This window comes from Nocardiopsis halotolerans DSM 44410 (genome assembly GCF_000341065.1).
In the GTDB taxonomy this organism is placed as follows: domain Bacteria; phylum Actinomycetota; class Actinomycetes; order Streptosporangiales; family Streptosporangiaceae; genus Nocardiopsis; species Nocardiopsis halotolerans.
In genome coordinates, this window is record NZ_ANAX01000071.1 from 1 (window position 1) to 16,172 (window position 16,172).

Sequence of the window (16,172 nt, forward strand, 5' to 3'; positions counted from 1 at the left end):
GCCACGCGGCGGGCGCGGGCCTCGTCCTCGGCCCAGCAGACCTTGAGCCCTCCCTGGACGGGTTTGCGTGCGCCGCCCTCGGCGCGGAAGTTCGCGATGGTCTCGTCGCTGGGCGCCACCTGGATCAGGCCGTCGGCCTCCCTGGCCGCCAGTCTGGTGGCCTTGGGGCCGAACGCGGACATGTGGATCCGCGGCGGCCTCTCCGGCAGCGTGTACAGGCGCGCGGTGTCCACCTCGTAGTGTCGGCCCCGGTGGGTGACGAGCTTGCCGGTCCACAGCTTGCGCATCACCTCCATCGCCTCTTCCAGCATCTCCAGGCGACGGGCGGCGGGCGGCCAGGGCTGGCCGAGGATGTGCTCGTTGAGCGCCTCGCCGGTACCCACGCCCAGGGTGAACCCGCCCCTGGTCATCGCCGCCGCGGTCGCCGCGGCCTGTGCGACCACCGCGGGGTGCACGCGCGTGGTCGGGCAGGTCACCGCCGTGGTGACCGGCAGGGACGTCACCTGCCCGATCGCGCCGACCACCGACCACACGAACGGGCTCTGCCCCTGCGCGTCCAACCACGGGTGGAAGTGGTCGGAGATCCACAGGGCGTCGAACCCGGCCTCCTCCGCGGCCCGGGCCTGGCGGACCAGTTCCTCGGGCCCGTGTTCCTCACTGGCGAGAAAGTAGCCGAAACGTGTCACGTCGCTGATCCTCCCGATCGACGCCGTCCCACCGTCCGTGTCCGCCTATCCCCCGGTTCCCCCGGCCCCGTGGCCTCCCCGGCCGCCGCGTCGTTGGTTGAGGCGTCGGCTGGCGCGTTCGTTGAGCGCCGTGAGCGGCTTCAGCACGCGGTTGACCGCGCTGTCGTCCGCGTCGCGGCCGTGCCGGCGCCGCACACTTCCGTCCGGGTTCGGCAGCACCCTGTCCATGACGCGCATGACCCCCTGGACGAGGGAGGGGGACATCCCCCGGGCGGCGATGACCACCCGTGCCAGCGGCGTGAGGATCAGGTAGCCGCGCCCGCGCGCGGCGGCCTCCACGATCCTGCGGGCCGCGCGCTCCCCGCTCACCGAGACCAGGGGCAACCCCGCTCCGAGGGAGAACCAGGCGTACTCGTGTTCCGGCTCGCCGGAGAAGACGGCGGCCTTGTGGGACCCGGTGCGCATCAGTCCGGGGACCACGGTGGTGACCCGCACCCCCCTGCGCGAGACCTCGGCCGCCAGCCCCTCGGAGAGCCCCACCTCAGCGAACTTGGCGCAGGAGTAGGGCAGCATGTGCGGCACGCTCAGGTGGCCGCCGATCGAGGCGATGGTGACCAGGGAGCCGCGGGTCCGCTCCAGCGGGCCGATCGCGGCCCGGGAGACGCGCAGCGGAGCCCAGAACATCGTCTCCATGGCGTCCCGGAAGTCGCTCTCCGAGAGGGTCTCGTGCGGTCCGACCTGGATGATCCCCGCGTTGTTGACGACGAAGTCCAGGCGGCCGAAGGCCCCGGCGGCCTCCTCGACCAGGGACTCGGCCTGGTCGGGGTCGCGGAGGTCGCGGCGCAGGCCGCGCACGCGTACGCCCCGGCCCTCCAGGTCGGCCACCGCCCGGTCGAGTTCGTCCCGGTCCCGGGCGCAGACCACGACCGCGGCCCCCCGGTAACCGAACTCGCGGCCCAGTTGGAGGCCGAGCCCGCGCGAACCGCCGGTGATCAGCGCGACCCTGCCCGTCAGCAGGGTGGGGCGCCGCTCACGGCACAGCGCGGCGGCGCCGAGACCGAGGGCGGCACCGGTCGCCACCCAGGTGACCGAACGGCCGCGGCGGCGCCGTGGCGGCGGTGGTTCGGGACCGTTCCTGAGTTTGGACACCGCCCAGCTCGCACCCGCCAGGAACAGGGGTGCCCCGCCCCGCATCACCGGCCGTCCCGTCCGTGCTGGCCGCGGGCCGGGCCCGCGGCGAATGCCAGCGCCATGTCACTCCCTGTGGGTCGTAGGAGATTCCGGGGGGTGTGCGTGTACGGCCGCCCGAGGAAGCGGAGTGCAAACCGCAGGTGGCCGCATACGGGCGGTCTCGGTCCCTCCACGCGGGCGGGCGTCCCGCCGCAGCGACCTCCCCTGGTCCCGCACTCCCGGTCGGGCCGCCCCAGCGGCGACCGGTCCCGTTGGCGGAGACCGGTGTCCCCGCCCCCGGGATCGCGGCGTTCAGCCCTGACCGCCTTCGAGGCTGAACTCGCGCAGGTCCTCCGGCAGCGCGTGGCGGACCTTGTCCATGACGCCCCCGGTGGTGGCGTCGTCGAGCGTCTCGAACACCGCGTGGGCGTTCCGCGCGGCCTCGGGCGGGTCACTGTGTGAGCGCTGCGCCACCCTGCTGAGGAACTCCCGCTGGTCGAAGCTCTCGGCGTCGTTCCCCTGCCCCCTCTCGTCGGCCACCCGGCGCAGGCTCTCACCGATCTCTCGCGGCAACTGCCCGGCCAGGTCGTACCCGAGACCGGAGCCGACCCGTTCGGCGAGGGTCTCCAGCGTCGCTCTGGTGGCCTCCTCCGCGGCGCCGCGGCTGCTCAGGCGGGCACGTGCCTGGACCTGTCCGATGAAAGCGTCGTGCTGCATGGTCTCTTCCCCCTCGGGATCGCGTCACCGGCGAGCGGACTCTCGTACGGGCCCCGTCTCACTGGCCGCCCTGGGCGTCACCCTTGGGTTTGGCGGGCTGGTTGGGCACGCCCTGCGGTGGCGGGCTCGACGCGGGAGCGGCCGTGTCCGTGCTCACCGGCGATCCGCCGGTCGGCGGGCCGGGGCGTTCGGGCTGGAAGTCCTGTGAGCCCTCCGAGGGCTGGGCGCCCTCCTCCAGCTCGTGCAGCCGGTTCTCCAGGATCTCCAGGACCCCGACGCGGTTGGCGTGCCGCTCCTCGTAGCCGATCAGCTGACGCATCTGTTCGGCGTCGAGTGAGCGGACACGGTGTTGGAGCGTCCCGATCGGCAGTCCCTCGTAGCCCTCGATCGGGGGCGTGGTCTCGTGGTGCATCGACGTTCACTCCCGTCCGTGTACGGAATTGGGGTGACAGTGGCTGGGCTACCCGGGAACCCGGGCACGAAACAGCAGGTGGAGGCGGTCACCGGAGTACCTCGCGGGGGTTCTGTTGGTACGCCCCCTCTCCGCGCTGTACTCTCCGCACGCCGGTTGACCGGCCAGCGCACAGCCACACGAGGGAGAAGCAGACCCATGACCCACGTCGCCGCCCCGACGCGGTACGAGACGATGCCCTACCGCAGATGCGGCCGCAGCGGCCTGCGCCTGCCCGCCCTGTCCCTGGGGCTGTGGCACAACTTCGGCCACGAACGCGGCATCGAGGACCAGAGCCGGATCCTCCTGCGCGCGTTCGACCTCGGGGTGACCCACTTCGACCTGGCCAACAACTACGGTCCCCCGCCCGGTTCGGCGGAGGAGAACTTCGGGCGGGTCATGGCCAGGGACCTGCGCCCCTACCGCGACGAGATCGTGGTCTCGACCAAGGCCGGGTTTCTGATGTGGCCCGGCCCCTACGGCGAGTGGGGATCGCGCAAGTACCTGCTGTCCAGCCTGGACCAGAGCCTGGAGCGCATGGGCCTGGAGTACGTGGACGTGTTCTACCACCACCGGCCCGACCCCGACACGCCGTTGGAGGAGTCCATGGGCGCGCTGGACACGGCGGTGCGCCAGGGCAAGGCCCTGTACGCGGGCGTGTCCAACTACTCCCCCGAGCAGACGCGCGAGGCGGCGGCGATCCTGCGCGACCTGGGCACCCCGATGCTCATCCACCAGCCCTCCTACTCGATGTTCAACCGGTGGGTGGAGGACGGGCTGCTCGACGTGCTCGACGAGGTCGGCGCGGGTTCCATCGCCTACTCCCCGCTGTCGCAGGGCCTGCTGACCGACCGGTACCTGAACGGCGTGCCCGAGGGGTCGCGTGCGGCGGGCAGCAGCCCGTTCCTGAGCGCCGAGGGCATCACCGGGGAGGTGCTGGAGCGGGTCCGCGGGCTCAACGCCGTCGCCGAACGGCGCGGGCAGTCGCTGGCCCAGATGGCACTGGCCTGGGTGCTGCGCGGTGGCCGGGTGACCTCGGCGGTGATCGGCGCGAGCAGCGTCCAGCAGCTGGAGGACAACGTGGCGGCGGTCGCCAACCTGGACTTCGACGCGGACGAGCTCGCGGAGATCGACCGGTACGCCCGCGCGCTCTGACACCACCGGCACCACCGCTGTCACCGGCGACGACACGGCCCGCGTGCGCACGAGCACGCGGGCCGACCCGTGCACCGTGCCGGTCGGCGTGCACCATGCCGGTCGGCGTGCACCGCGACGACCAGCACGTCCGCTCCGTGAGGCGGGACACTCCCGCGTTTGGCGGGCCCGGCACGGGTTAGGCGCACCTGTACGCGACCCGGCTCCCAGGAGCCCCGACGAGGAAGGTGGTGCAGGTAACCGTGAAGAACGTGTTCGTGGTCGGCCTGGACGAGCACAACCTGGAGATCCTGCGCAGGACTCCCACCGGGCAGCACTGCAACTTCCACCAACTGCTGAACCTGGAGGAGCTCCAGATCGGCGAGGTGGACATCGAGGCCCTGCTAGCCAAGGCCGAGAGGATCATGGACGACTTCGACGGGAGCGTCGACGCGATCGTGGGCTACTGGGACTTCCCGGTGACCCTGTTCGTGCCGATCCTGTGCTCCCGTCGCGGACTCCCCTCATCCTCCCTGGAATCGTTCGTCAAGTGTGAGCACAAGTACTGGAGCAGGCTGGAGCAGAGCGAGGTCATCGACGAGTACCCGCCCTTCTCCCTCGTCGAGCTCACCGACGAGGAGCCGTCGCCGCCGGAGGCCCCCGCCTACCCGATGTGGCTCAAGCCGGTGAAGTCCGCCTCCTCCGAGCTGGCCTACCGCGTCGACGACGACGAGGGCTTCCACGAGGCGGTGGCCATGCTGCGCGAGGGGATCGACCGCATCGGCCGCCCCTTCGAGCAGATCCTGGAGATGGTGGACCTTCCGCCGGAGATCGCCTCCGTGGGCGGGCGGACCTGCCTGGCCGAGGGCGCGCTGCACGGCGTGCAGGCGGCCGTGGAGGGCTACGTGTACAAGGGCGAGGTCGTGGTCTACGGCGCCCTGGACTCGGTCGACTACCCCGGAAGCCCGGTGTTCCTGAAGCACCAGTACCCCTCGGGGCTCCCCGACCACGTGGCCCGGTGGATGGCCGACGTCGCCACCCGGGTCATCGAACGGGTCGGGATGGACAACTCCACGTTCAGCGTCGAGTTCTTCTACGACCCGGTCGAGGAGGGCCTCAACCTGCTGGAGGTGAACACGCGCCACTCCCAGTCCCACGCCGAGCTCTTCGAACTGGTGGACGGCGTCGCCAACCACGAGCGCATGCTCCGGCTCGGTTTCGGCCAGGACCCGGCCCTGAACGAGGGCGCCCGGGGCGAGTACGCGGTGGCCGCGGAGTGGTACTACCGCCGGTTCGAGAACGGTGTCGCCACACGCGTGCCCACGCCGGAGGAGGTGACCGCGCTGGAGGAGGACCTGGGCGGCGTGACCATCGAGATCGTGCCCCAGCGGGGCGAGCGGCTCTCGGACATGAGCGCCCAGGACAGCTACAGCTTCGAACTCGCCAAGATCACCATCGGTGCCGAGGACGAGACCGAGCTGCGCGCCAAGTACGAGCGCTGCGTGGAGGAGCTGAGGTTCGAGTTCGACGAGGTGGACGAGCCCAAGGACAAGCTGACGCACTAGGGGAGGTCCCGCTCCATGCACGTGGTCAAGAACCTGCCGCACGCCGTCCAGGAGGACGAGCACGTGTGGATACCCATGTCGGACGGCGTACGCCTCGCGGCCCGGGTGTGGCGGGCCACCTCCTCGGACGTGACGCCCGTTCCCGGGGTCCTGGAGTACATCCCCTACCGCAAGAACGACCTGACGGCCGTGCGCGACTCCATGCACCACCCCTACATCGCCGGTCACGGCTACGCCTGCGTCCGCGTGGACCTGCGGGGAACCGGCGACTCGGAGGGCGTGCTCACCGACGAGTACCTGGAACGCGAACAGCTGGACGCCGAGGAGGTGCTGGCCTGGATGGCCGAGCAGCCCTGGTGCGACGGCCGGACCAGCATGATGGGGTTGTCCTGGGGCGCGTTCGCCGCGCTTCAGGTGGCGGCCCGGCAGCCTCCCAGCCTCGGCGCGATCGTCATCAGTTCCTTCACCGACGACCGGTACGGCGACGACTTCCACTACATGGGCGGCTGCCTGCTGTCGGACAACCTCGCCGAGGCGGGGACGATGTTCGCCTCGTCCACCTGCCCGCCCGACCCGGTGGCCGTCGGCGACGACTGGCGACGGATGTGGCGCGAGCGGTTGGAGGCCGCCGAGCCGTGGGTCCNCCACCAGCGGCGCGACGACTACTGGCGGCACGCCTCCGTGAGCGAGGACTACTCGGACGTGCGCTGCCCGGTCCTGGCCTCCAGCGGGTGGGCGGACGGCTACTCCAACGCCGTCCTGCGGCTGCTGGAGAACCTGAAGGCCCCGAGGAGGGGACTGATAGGCCCCTGGTCGCACCGCTATCCGCACATGGGCTACCCCGGTCCGGCGATCGGTTACCTCCAGGAGGTCGTGCGCTGGCTGGACCGCTGGCTCAAGGGCAGGGACAACGGCGTCAACGGCGAACCGGCCCTGTGGGCCTGGATGCAGGACAGCGTTCCGCCCTCCACCGCCTACGAGAGGCGTCCCGGCCGGTGGGTGCGCGAGGACGAGTGGCCCTCCCCGAACGTGGAGTACCGGGCGTACCCGCTGGCCAGGTACCGGATCGGCCGCCCCGGGGAGGAGGTCCACGCCGAGTCCCTGACCGTGCGGTCCCCGCTGACCGTGGGACAGTTCGCGGGCAAGTGGGCGTCCTACAACGCCCCGCCGGACCTGCCCTACGACCAGCGCGAGGAGGACGGCGGGTCCCTGGTCTTCGACAGCGACGCCCTGACCAAGGAGGTCGACATCCTGGGCGCCGCCGAGGTGGAGTTGGCGGTCTCGGTCGCCGAACCGGTGGGCATGATCGCGGCCAGGCTGGTCGACGTGGCGCCCGACGGCAGCGCCACCCGCGTGACCTACGGGCTGCTCAACCTCACCCACCGCGACAGCCACGAGCGTCCCGAGAAGATCGAGCCGGGCGAGATCTACCGGGTGAAGGTGACCCTGAACGGTGTCGCGCAGTCGTTCCCGGTCGGCCACCGGATCCGGCTGTCGCTGTCCACCTCCTACTGGCCGCTGGCCTGGCCGCCGCCCAGGCCCGCCCTGCTGACCGTGCACCCGCAGGACAGCAGGCTGATGCTGCCGGTGCGCCCGCACTGGGGCGCCGAGGAGGAGGAACCGCACCCCTTCGAGGAACCGGAGTCCGCGCCGGAGATCTCCACCACGCGCCGGGAGAAGCCGGAGCACCGCTGGACCGTCCACCGTGACCTGGTGGACACCCGGTCGTCGCTGGAGATCGTCAAGGACGGGGGCATCCTGCACTTCGACGACATCGACCTGGACGTCGGGCGGCGCGCCTACGAGAAGTACGAGTCCGTGGCGGGCGACTTCACGTCGCCGAGCGGCGAGTCGACGTGGACGATGCGTTTCGCACGGGACGGGTGGCGAACCCGGACCGAGACCCACACGGCGATGACGTGCGACGAGAACGAGTTCCGGGTGTACGCGACGCTGGACGCCTACGAGAACGACGAACGGGTCTTCTCCCGCCAGTGGAACGAGACGATTCCCCGCGACTGTCTGTGACCCGCGGGTCTCGGCGGCGGGACGGCGGAGCGGGACGGGGTCGACGGGGACCCGGCGGGGCGGACCGATCGAGGGGGGACGGTTCCGATGCCCACACAACACCAGGAGACGCGTCCGCCACGGGAGGCGGGCGCCCGGGGGACGGGGCACCGGCGTGGAGGGCGCCGTCCCCGTGCACGGGAGACCGCACGTGTACTGACCTCGGTCCTGCTGCCCGACGTGGCACGGGGTGTGATCCTGCGCCGTCCCCTGATGACGGGGTTGGTCACCGCCCTGGACACCGACCGCCGGGCGGTCTCCACACTGCGCGCCCTGCGTGAGCACCACGGGGACGACCCGCTGCCCCTGCGCCTGGCGGGGCGGCGGGCCGCCCTGGTGCTGGCCCCGGAGGACGTGCGCCGACTGCTGCGGGAGACCCCCGAGCCCTTCTCCCCCGGCGGGCTGGAGAAGACCGGCGCGCTGTCACACTTCGAACCGCACGGGGTACTGGTCTCCGACCACGCGCTTCGGCCTCGGCGGCGCGCGGCCAACGAGACCGCACTGGTGCCGGGGCGGGTGGTCCATCCCGACGGGGACGTCCTCGCGGCGCAGGCGGACGAGGAGGCGCTCACCCTGGCGCTGGCGCTGGGCGGGGACGGCGTCCTGGACTGGCGGAGGTTCACCGAGTCCTTCAACACGATGGCCCGGAGGGTGGTCTTCGGGGCGTCCGCCGCCCGGGACCGTCGGACGACCGAGCTGCTGTGCGCCCTCCGGGCGCGCGCGAACTGGGCGTACACGGTTCCCGTCCACGACTCCGTGCGGGAGGAGTTCCTCGCCCGGGTGCGCGCCGGTGTCGAGCGGGCCGAGCCGGGCAGTCTGGCCGCGCGCCTCGTCGGCGGCGGCCACGGCGCGGACGTGCGGCCGGAGGACCAGGTGGCGCACTGGCTGTTCGCGTTCGACGCGGCGGCCATCGCCGCGTTCCGGTCGTTGGCGCTGCTGACCTCGCTCAGTCCGGGGGCGTACGCGGCGCGCGAGGAGGCCGACACCCGTGAGGGACTCGACCTTCCGCTGCTGCGGGCCACGGTGCGCGAGTCGGTGCGTCTGTGGCCGACCACGCTCCTGGTGGTCCGGGAGAGCACGCGGGAGACGGCCTGGCGGGAGGAGGTGTTCGAGGCGGGGACGGTCTTCCTCGTCGTGAGTTCCTACTTCCACCGGGACCCGTCGCGGCTGCCGTACGCGGACGCGTTCGAGCCCGAGGTCTGGCTCGACGGGCGTGCCGAGGCGGAACCGGGGATCGTGCCCTTCAGTGACGGCCCCGCCGGGTGCGCGGGACGCGACCTGGTTCCGCTGATGGTGTCGCTGTTCCTGCGCGCCCTGATCCGGGGCCGGTCGCTGACCCGCCTGGACGCGGGCGGCCCGCTGCCCGCGTCGGGGCTGCCCGCGTCCCTGAACCACTTCACACTGCGGTTCTCGCTCTGAACACCAATGCGTTCCGAGGAGGAGACATGAGCGTCGTCGAACAGATGCTGAGCAGCCATCCCGACCGCCGGAGCAGCGAGGTCGAGGAGAAGGTGCGGGCCTGCGTCGAGGCATGCGGGGCGTGCGCGCAGACGTGCGTCCTGTGTGCGGACGCCTGCCTGGGTGAGCCGTCGGTGGCGGAGCTGGTCGGGTGCGTGCGCCTGAACCTGGACTGCGCCGACCTGTGCGAGGTCACCCAGCGGGTGCTCTCCCGCCGGACGGGGGACGACACCCTCGCCAGGGCGCTGCTGAAGGCGTGCGCGGAGGCCTGTCGCCTGTGCGGCGAGGAGTGCGAGCGGCACGCCGGGCACCACGAGCACTGCTGGGTGTGCGCCGAGACGTGCCGCCGCTGCGAGAGTACGTGTCGGGAGCTTCTGGCGGCCCTGTGAGGGGCCCGCCCCCCGGAAGGAGGAGGACGATGGAGTGGCCGACGCTGGGTTGGCTGTTCGGCATCCTGATGGCCCTCGTCATCCCGATCGGGGTGATCTTCCTCGTGCTGTGGATCATCCGCAGGGAGACGATCCGCAAGCAGAGGGCCGTGCGCTCGCCGGACTACTGGAAGGAGCGGCCGGAGGGCAGGAAGTATCCGACCGGGTGGGGCAGGGACAGCATTCCCGGCCTCGGAACCGCCCGGCCCGGGGAGGGGACCGCCGAGGAGCCCTCGTCCGGCGGGGACTGGAAACCGCCGCCCGAGGGCGGTGACCCGCCCGACCGGGGGCCGTCGCCGCCCGACGACGACTGGAGGCCGCCGCCCGCGGGGCGGTGACCTCCCCGGGTTCAGACGCGGTCGGCGGGGAAGCCTCCGGTGGCGACGGGCCCCCACCTCTTCGGGGTGACGCGGACCAGGGACTTGCCCTGGCGGCGCATGGCCTGGCGGTACTCGTCCCAGTCGGGGTGCTCGCCGGAGATCACGCGGAAGTACTCGACCAGGGGCTCGACGGCCTCCTCGCCGTCGAGGACCTCGGCTTCGCCGTCGATCTGGACCCAGGGGCCGTCGAAGTCGTCGGACAGGACCAGGACACTGACCCGCTGGTCGCGCCGGGCGTTGCGGGTCTTGGCGCGTTCGGGGTAGGTGGAGACCACGATCCGGCCCTGGGTGTCCACGCCGCAGGTCACCGGGGAGGCCTGCGGTTCGCCGTCCGAGCGGCGGGTGATGAGGAGCGCGTGGTGGCGGGGGCGCACGAACTCCAGCAGGCCGTCGAGGTCGACACGGGTGTTGGTGGCGATCGAAGGGCTCATCGTCTCGCTTTCGCTGTTCGCGGAGTCCGCGCGTGCCGCACGGACCGGAACAGCGTATCCCCGGAGGCGTCGGGGATGCCGGGCCGACGCGGTCCCGGCACCCACGACCGGACGGGTGGTGGGTGGCGAGGAGCCCCTGCTGCATAAGGGCGCCGGGACCGACACGGCCCGGCGCTCCCGCCCTCTACTCTCCCTCGGACGTCTCCCCGAAGTCCTCGCGGGTGAGGTTCTCCTCCTCCATCCTGTCCTGGAGTTCGGCCTCCAGCTCCTCCCGGGTGTCTGGGCCCCGGGCGTCGTCGCTGTGGTCAGCGTTCACGACCTGGTCAGTGTCCGAGGTCTTGGGCCTGGACTCCTCCGGAACGCTCATGTCCGGCCTCCTCCCTGTTAGACGTTTGGCCAGCCCCTACCCGACACCACCGGGCATCACACGCCTCCCGGAAGCCCCATGAACTTCACGGGTAGAAACGAATCACTCCTGCGTGCGCGGGACCGGAATCACCCACAGGAGAAAGATGTAGCTGGTGGGGTGAGGACCGGGCCGCTTAGGCTCGAATTCGGGGGCTTCTTCGTCGCCCATAAGCGCATCATGTGCCCCCGAATCCAGTGTGACCTGGCCCGGTGCCCACCGCCAACCTCTGATCCATCCCTGTGGGCAACCACCCCGCGCGCGGGGAGCACCCCTCGAACATGCCGGCGACGCCCTCGACGTTGGAACCATCCCCGCGTGCGCGGGGAGCACCGAGGGCCGCAGATCACCACGAGGTTGTCGCGGGGACCATCCCCGCGTGCGCGGGGAGCACTGGTCGCACCGGTTCCCGGTCCACCCCGAGGGGGACCATCCCCGCGTGCGCGGGGAGCACACGGCCGACCAGGGGTCACCGTGCTGGTCGCTGGGACCATCCCCGCGTGCGCGGGGAGCACGGGCGCTCCGGGCCCGAGCATGTTCAGGGTGGGGGACCATCCCCGCGTGCGCGGGGAGCACGATGGTCACCGTCCAGTCGTACTGGGGCCAGCGGGACCATCCCCGCGTGCGCGGGGAGCACAAGCTTGGTGTACCTCGTGCGGGCCTATCGCGGGGAGCACGCCTTTTCCTATCTCGCCCTGATTGGAATTCTGGGACCATCCCCGCGTGCGCGGGGAGCACACGGCCGACCAGGGGTCACCGTGCTGGTCGCTGGGACCATCCCCGCGTGCGCGGGGAGCACACGGCCGACCAGGGGTCACCGTGCTGGTCGCTGGGACCATCCCCGCGTGCGCGGGGAGCACACGGCCGACCAGGGGTCACCGTGCTGGTCGCTGGGACCATCCCCGCGTGCGCGGGGAGCACACGGCCGACCAGGGGTCACCGTGCTGGTCGCTGGGACCATCCCCGCGTGCGCGGGGAGCACCCGGGGCGCGGCCTCTGACAGTGCGCCCCGGCGGGACCATCCCCGCGTGCGCGGGGAGCACGGTCGCGGGCAGCGTCCCGGCCTCCTTGCGGAGGGACCATCCCCGCGTGCGCGGGGAGCACCGCTGGTTTCAACGCGGGGCGTCAACCAGAGCGGGACCATCCCCGCGTGCGCGGGGAGCACTCTCGGGCGGCGCGCGCCTCGACCGCCGACGGGGGACCATCCCCGCGTGCGCGGGGAGCACGAAACGCCTATACCACAACCCCACGTACTGGCGGGACCATCCCCGCGTGCGCGGGGAGCACGGGACAGCGTCGAGGTGACCGACGCTTCCGTGGGGACCATCCCCGCGTGCGCGGGGAGCACAGTCAACGACCTGCGAACTTACCAGTGGCAAGCAGCCACTTTTCCAACTTCTTCAAAGACGGACACGAGCCCCAAAACCCCCAAAGAAGCCAAACCACTCACCTACCACCGAAGCGCCGCCTCTTCGAGGCTTTGCTCCACCCCTTCTTCGGCGGGCGCCTGTTCTCCTCAACGACCTTCCTGGGGCGATGCATGAGGGTCAGCCCCTCATGGTCCACCGGCTCCCAGTGGTGTTCGAAGGTCTCGAACGTGAACCCCTGTTCCGAGCCGTCGCTGTACGCCAGCAGCGCCCGCCCGTTACCCGCGTACTCCTTCACCTCCGCCCACAGCGCCTCCCTGATCCGGCGCGACGGGTTACCGATGAACACCCCCGCCGATATCTCCATGAGCCACCGGGTCAGGAACCCACGCAGACCGGCGGGGCAGTTCGTGAGGACGACGACCGTCACCAGACCACCTCGTCGGCGTAGCTGTAACCCGACTCCAGCAGCTCGCCCCGGTCACCGACCAGGCCCACCGTGTCGGCCGTCTCCTCCCGCTCCTCCTCCGCACCCTGCTGCCCACCGAGCAGCAGGCTCTTGATGTCGCGCACGCACCGGTCCAGCAGCCCATCCCGGTTGATGCGATCCCGCAGCAACCTGCGCGTCACACCGTCCACGTCGTCATCACCCTGCGCCGCCGCGTCGAACGCCACCGGAATACCGACCTCCACCTTGTACAGATCGGCCACGTCCATCACGAAACCGCGCTCGTGCCCCGAGTGGACGAACCCCAGCCCCGGGCTGCACCCGAGCGCGGCCGTCACCGCGTGCGCGACCCCGTAGAAGCACTGGGCCGCCGCGGTGATCGCCTTGTTCGGCGGGTCCGAGACGTCGTGGTCACCCGGCACGTACCGGCGCCCGCGCCACGGCACACCGGTCCGCGCCGCCTGCTCCCGGTAGCACGCCTTGACCCGGTCGCCCTCCTTGCCCAGCAGCGCCTGACGGCTCAACACCTCCACCTCCAGGTCCGGAAAGCGCATCCGGTACATCGCCCGCGCCACGTCGAGCCTGCTCCGCCGGTTCGCCCACGCCGTCGCCTGCGCCTCCACCAACCGGGAGGACCGCGTCAGCGCGTGCCCGGCTGCGTAGTAGCGCACCCCGTGCTCCCCCACCCACACCACCGTCGCCCCGCACTCACCGAGCAGACTCATCGCCGAGTGGGTCACGTTCGTCCCCGGCCCCAGCAGCAGCGTGCCGATGGTCGCGGACGGCAGGTAGCGCGTCCCGTCCCCGTCCTCGGCGGTGATGGCGTTGGAGTCCCGGTGCACGACGCACCGCTCCAGGTACAGGAACGACAACCGGTCCCCCACCCTCGTCAGCTCACGCGGGCCCGAGGCCCCGCGCCCGCCCACCGTCGCCACGGCTCAGCCCACCGGCGCCAGGGTCATCAGCCCGCACCCGTACGCCTTGGCCCGTCCGATTCCGGCGCACAGCGTGCGGCGCAGCGCGTCGGGGTCGGTGACGGTCAGCCTCCCGTCGAACGTCGCGGTGACCACGGGCACCCGCATCCGCCTGCCCCGCCTGTCCGGGCGCGGGTCCGCCTTGTCGAAGCCGCGCGCGTCTCGGTCGCGCACGACCAGTTCGTGCTCGTCCTGCCCCGGGAGGAGCTGCTGGTCAGGGGACTTGCGCACGACCTCGAAGCCGCACCGCTCCTGCCGCTGGAGCAGCCATCCCGCCTGGTGGCGGGGCGTCACGTGGGCGGTGACCTTGGTGGGTTCCCCGTCCTTGCGCCGGATGCTGTGCGTGGGGTTCGCGGTGAGCCGGAACGCCCACGTCTGCCCCGTTTCCAACCCCTCCAGGAACCCCTTGTAGTCGTGCGTCCGCCAGGTCCCCTCGGGGTCGGTCGGCCACCCGGCCTGCTCCACCACGTGGGTCATGTCGGGGCGGTCCGGGCTCACCACGTAGAGGAACACCTCAGCGCGGGCGTTGCGGTCCACCCGCCACAGCACGCGGGGCCCACCGGAATCACTGGGCAACAGGTTCGCGAAGGAGCCCATCACGGCCGCGTGCATGGCCTGCGGTGAGGACAACAGTCTCCTCGCACCGGAGCGATGGGTGTTGAACCGGAATCGGGTGAGGTGCATCAACTTCCTCCCAGAGCGGCCACGGGATCGTGGTCGGGCACCGCGGCCCCACGGAACATCGGGTTGGGGATCCTGACCTGGCCGGAGGACACCGAGCGCAGGCCGTAGCGCCGGTGCACCGGATCGAAACTCAACGGAAGGTCGCGCAGCGAGTCCGCCCGCCTCTCCCCCGGCGCGGCGTCGACGAGGGTGCTCAGCTCGACTTCCGCCTCCTCCCTCCACCGCCGCTGGCGCTGCCACCGCCGGGAGGCCTGCCACGGCTGCCCCTCCAGCACGTCCTCGACGCTCCCGTCCACCGGTTCCCCCAGGTCGACCGGGCGCGCGGGCGGACACGAGCGCCTGCCGAGGTAGGGCAGGTAGACCGGCGCACGAACCGCCCGGTACAGCTCGGCGACCAGGTCCTCCTCCCCCTCCACCGCCGCCACGAACACGGCGTCGGACAGGTAGAAGCGCTCCGACACCGGCATGGACGTCCCGGTGACCAGGTGTTTGGCGGTCTGGTAGTCGCGCACGCGAGCTCCGGGCTGGTCCACTCGCACCCCGAAGCGCAGGGCGGCCAGATCGGACAGGTCGGCGGCGCGGTCCCGCCCCTGGGCGGCGGCCAGCAGCCCGAGCACCCCGCTCTTGGTGGGGGCGTGCTCGGTGCCGCGCCGCGCGAACCGGGAGGCCGACCCCCACGACTGGAGAGGTCCTGCCAAAACGAGGGGAAGCACGCTCATGCGTCGCTCTCCACGCGCCGCACCACCGCCTCGCCGACCCCGCCGACCAGCTCGTCCAGGCTCCGCGCCTGGTCACCGAGTCCGGCCAGGACCTTGGTCCGCTCACCGATCCGCAGCACCCACCCGCGGGTGTCCTCGGCGCCGTAGGCCCGCTCGATCTCCTCGACGTGCTCGGCGAGCTGCCTGCACGCCCCGGCGACGAACCCGCGGTCCTCTCCGGTCTCGACCGGGGCCTCGAAGGCCCCCACGAAGCTGATCGGGCGCGCGTCGCGCAGCTTCACGACCACCGCGTCGGGCAGGGTGTGGTTGCCGAAGGTGTTGACCTTGCCGGTGGGCATCGACGCCACGAACCCGCGCACGAACGCCTCCACCGCGCGGCGCAGCGGTTCGCTGACGGGCTCGTCCTCGCGCAGCCCCTCCCCCAGGTTCCTCCGGAGCAGGTCCACGTCCACGGCGGCGTACCGGTACAGCGTCGCGGAGTTGAACTCCACCGTGCCGATCATGCCCGCGCCGGTGTCCTCCTCGGGGTTCCGGTCGTCCACGGCCGTGTAGTAGTCGGACTCGTTCTCCACGGCGTGCACGCTGATGGCGTGCGCGACCTGGGCGGCGGCGTCCACGTTGATGTCGGCGCCGTCGGCGACCATGCGGCCGAACAGGGCGATGTCGACCGAGTGGCGGGTGTCGGCGATCGATTTGGCGCGCGCCTTGTTGTCCTTGTCCTTGAGGAAGGCCTTGATGTCCTCGCGGCCCTCCACCGCGAGCGCGGCGAGTCCGTCGCGCTGGCGGGCGCTGAGGAACATGAGGTAGGCCGACTCCGGGGCGGGTTCCTTGTCGCCCTTCTTCTTGGCGGCGTCGGCCTTGCGCTTGGGAACCTCGATCTTGGAACCGGTGGCCGTCTGCACGGTCTCGGCGGCCAGGGTGAGCGCCTCGGCCTCCTCGATCTCCGGGGCGATCTCACCGATGCGGGAGGCGACCAGCTCCGCCACGCGCTTGGTCCTGGTGCCCAGCTCCTGCGGGTCGAGCAGGGAATCGAAGGCGAGCCGGGTGGCGCGCTTCCAGGCCTGGCTGGAGACGCGGGAGCGGCGGG

17 protein-coding genes and 1 CRISPR repeat array are annotated in these 16,172 nt (G+C 71.7%); of the genes, 6 read left to right on the top strand and 11 right to left on the bottom strand.

Features of this window, described 5'->3' with window-relative positions; genetic code table 11:
• From D455_RS0105725 to D455_RS0105740, 4 genes are all read right to left on the bottom strand, one after another.
• Positions 1 to 686: TIGR03557 family F420-dependent LLM class oxidoreductase (locus D455_RS0105725; protein WP_017569799.1), on the bottom strand; the 686-nt coding region annotated here is incomplete at its 3' end.
• 45 nt (positions 687 to 731) lie between these two features.
• Positions 732 to 1,880, bottom strand: coding sequence for an SDR family NAD(P)-dependent oxidoreductase (locus tag D455_RS29365; protein WP_017569800.1), 1,149 nt, complete (start codon positions 1,878 to 1,880; stop codon positions 732 to 734).
• A gap of 288 nt (positions 1,881 to 2,168) precedes the next feature.
• Positions 2,169 to 2,573 carry a DUF2267 domain-containing protein gene (locus D455_RS0105735; RefSeq protein ID WP_017569801.1) on the bottom strand — a complete coding sequence of 135 codons (405 nt, stop codon included), beginning with the start codon at positions 2,571 to 2,573 and terminating at the stop codon, positions 2,169 to 2,171.
• A gap of 58 nt (positions 2,574 to 2,631) precedes the next feature.
• Positions 2,632 to 2,985 (bottom strand): hypothetical protein, encoded by a 354-nt coding sequence (locus tag D455_RS0105740; protein ID WP_017569802.1) that lies wholly within the window; start codon positions 2,983 to 2,985, stop codon positions 2,632 to 2,634.
• A 198-nt stretch (positions 2,986 to 3,183) separates the two neighbouring features.
• On the opposite strand from D455_RS0105740, the gene mgrA reads away from it, so the two are divergent.
• The 6 genes from mgrA (at position 3,184) to D455_RS0105770 (ending at position 10,014) form a co-directional block, all read left to right on the top strand.
• Entirely contained in the window at positions 3,184 to 4,179 is a 996-nt protein-coding gene (gene mgrA, locus D455_RS0105745; RefSeq protein ID WP_017569803.1) for an L-glyceraldehyde 3-phosphate reductase, read from the top strand.
• A 230-nt stretch (positions 4,180 to 4,409) separates the two neighbouring features.
• Positions 4,410 to 5,723, top strand: a complete 1,314-nt coding sequence (locus tag D455_RS0105750) for an ATP-grasp domain-containing protein (RefSeq protein WP_017569804.1) — start codon at positions 4,410 to 4,412, stop codon at positions 5,721 to 5,723.
• 15 nt (positions 5,724 to 5,738) lie between these two features.
• Positions 5,739 to 7,751, top strand: coding sequence for a CocE/NonD family hydrolase (locus D455_RS0105755; protein ID WP_017569805.1), 2,013 nt, complete (start codon positions 5,739 to 5,741; stop codon positions 7,749 to 7,751).
• A gap of 87 nt (positions 7,752 to 7,838) precedes the next feature.
• A complete protein-coding gene (locus D455_RS0105760) occupies positions 7,839 to 9,209 on the top strand; it encodes a cytochrome P450 (RefSeq protein ID WP_083922147.1) in 1,371 nt (456 codons plus the stop codon).
• 26 nt (positions 9,210 to 9,235) lie between these two features.
• Positions 9,236 to 9,637 (top strand): four-helix bundle copper-binding protein, encoded by a 402-nt coding sequence (locus D455_RS0105765; RefSeq protein ID WP_017569807.1) that lies wholly within the window; start codon positions 9,236 to 9,238, stop codon positions 9,635 to 9,637.
• A gap of 29 nt (positions 9,638 to 9,666) precedes the next feature.
• Positions 9,667 to 10,014, top strand: coding sequence for a hypothetical protein (locus D455_RS0105770; RefSeq protein ID WP_017569808.1), 348 nt, complete (start codon positions 9,667 to 9,669; stop codon positions 10,012 to 10,014).
• 11 nt (positions 10,015 to 10,025) lie between these two features.
• Here the strand turns inward: D455_RS0105770 and D455_RS0105775 are convergent, their stop codons facing one another.
• The 7 genes from D455_RS0105775 to cas7e all read right to left on the bottom strand — a co-directional run.
• Positions 10,026 to 10,487 (bottom strand): PPOX class F420-dependent oxidoreductase, encoded by a 462-nt coding sequence (locus D455_RS0105775; RefSeq protein ID WP_017569809.1) that lies wholly within the window; start codon positions 10,485 to 10,487, stop codon positions 10,026 to 10,028.
• A gap of 184 nt (positions 10,488 to 10,671) precedes the next feature.
• Positions 10,672 to 10,854: a hypothetical protein gene (locus tag D455_RS0105780; protein WP_017569810.1), complete on the bottom strand. Its 183-nt coding sequence runs from the start codon at positions 10,852 to 10,854 to the stop codon at positions 10,672 to 10,674.
• A 343-nt stretch (positions 10,855 to 11,197) separates the two neighbouring features.
• A CRISPR array of direct repeats spans positions 11,198 to 12,241; the repeat unit is 29 nt; unit sequence GGGACCATCCCCGCGTGCGCGGGGAGCAC.
• A gap of 98 nt (positions 12,242 to 12,339) precedes the next feature.
• On the bottom strand, positions 12,340 to 12,690 hold the full coding sequence (cas2e, locus tag D455_RS0105785; RefSeq protein ID WP_017569811.1) for a type I-E CRISPR-associated endoribonuclease Cas2e: 351 nt from the start codon (positions 12,688 to 12,690) through the stop codon (positions 12,340 to 12,342).
• Entirely contained in the window at positions 12,687 to 13,643 is a 957-nt protein-coding gene (cas1e, locus tag D455_RS0105790) for a type I-E CRISPR-associated endonuclease Cas1e (protein WP_017569812.1), read from the bottom strand. The genes cas2e and cas1e overlap by 4 nt, the downstream gene beginning before the upstream one ends.
• Positions 13,644 to 13,646: 3 nt before the next feature.
• Positions 13,647 to 14,366: a type I-E CRISPR-associated protein Cas6/Cse3/CasE gene (cas6e, locus tag D455_RS0105795; RefSeq protein WP_017569813.1), complete on the bottom strand. Its 720-nt coding sequence runs from the start codon at positions 14,364 to 14,366 to the stop codon at positions 13,647 to 13,649.
• Positions 14,366 to 15,085 carry a type I-E CRISPR-associated protein Cas5/CasD gene (cas5e, locus tag D455_RS0105800; RefSeq protein WP_017569814.1) on the bottom strand — a complete coding sequence of 240 codons (720 nt, stop codon included), beginning with the start codon at positions 15,083 to 15,085 and terminating at the stop codon, positions 14,366 to 14,368. The genes cas6e and cas5e overlap by 1 nt, the downstream gene beginning before the upstream one ends.
• Positions 15,082 to 16,172 (bottom strand): type I-E CRISPR-associated protein Cas7/Cse4/CasC (gene cas7e / locus D455_RS29370; protein ID WP_017569815.1); only part of this gene is annotated, 1,091 nt, incomplete at its 5' end. The genes cas5e and cas7e, both read right to left, overlap by 4 nt.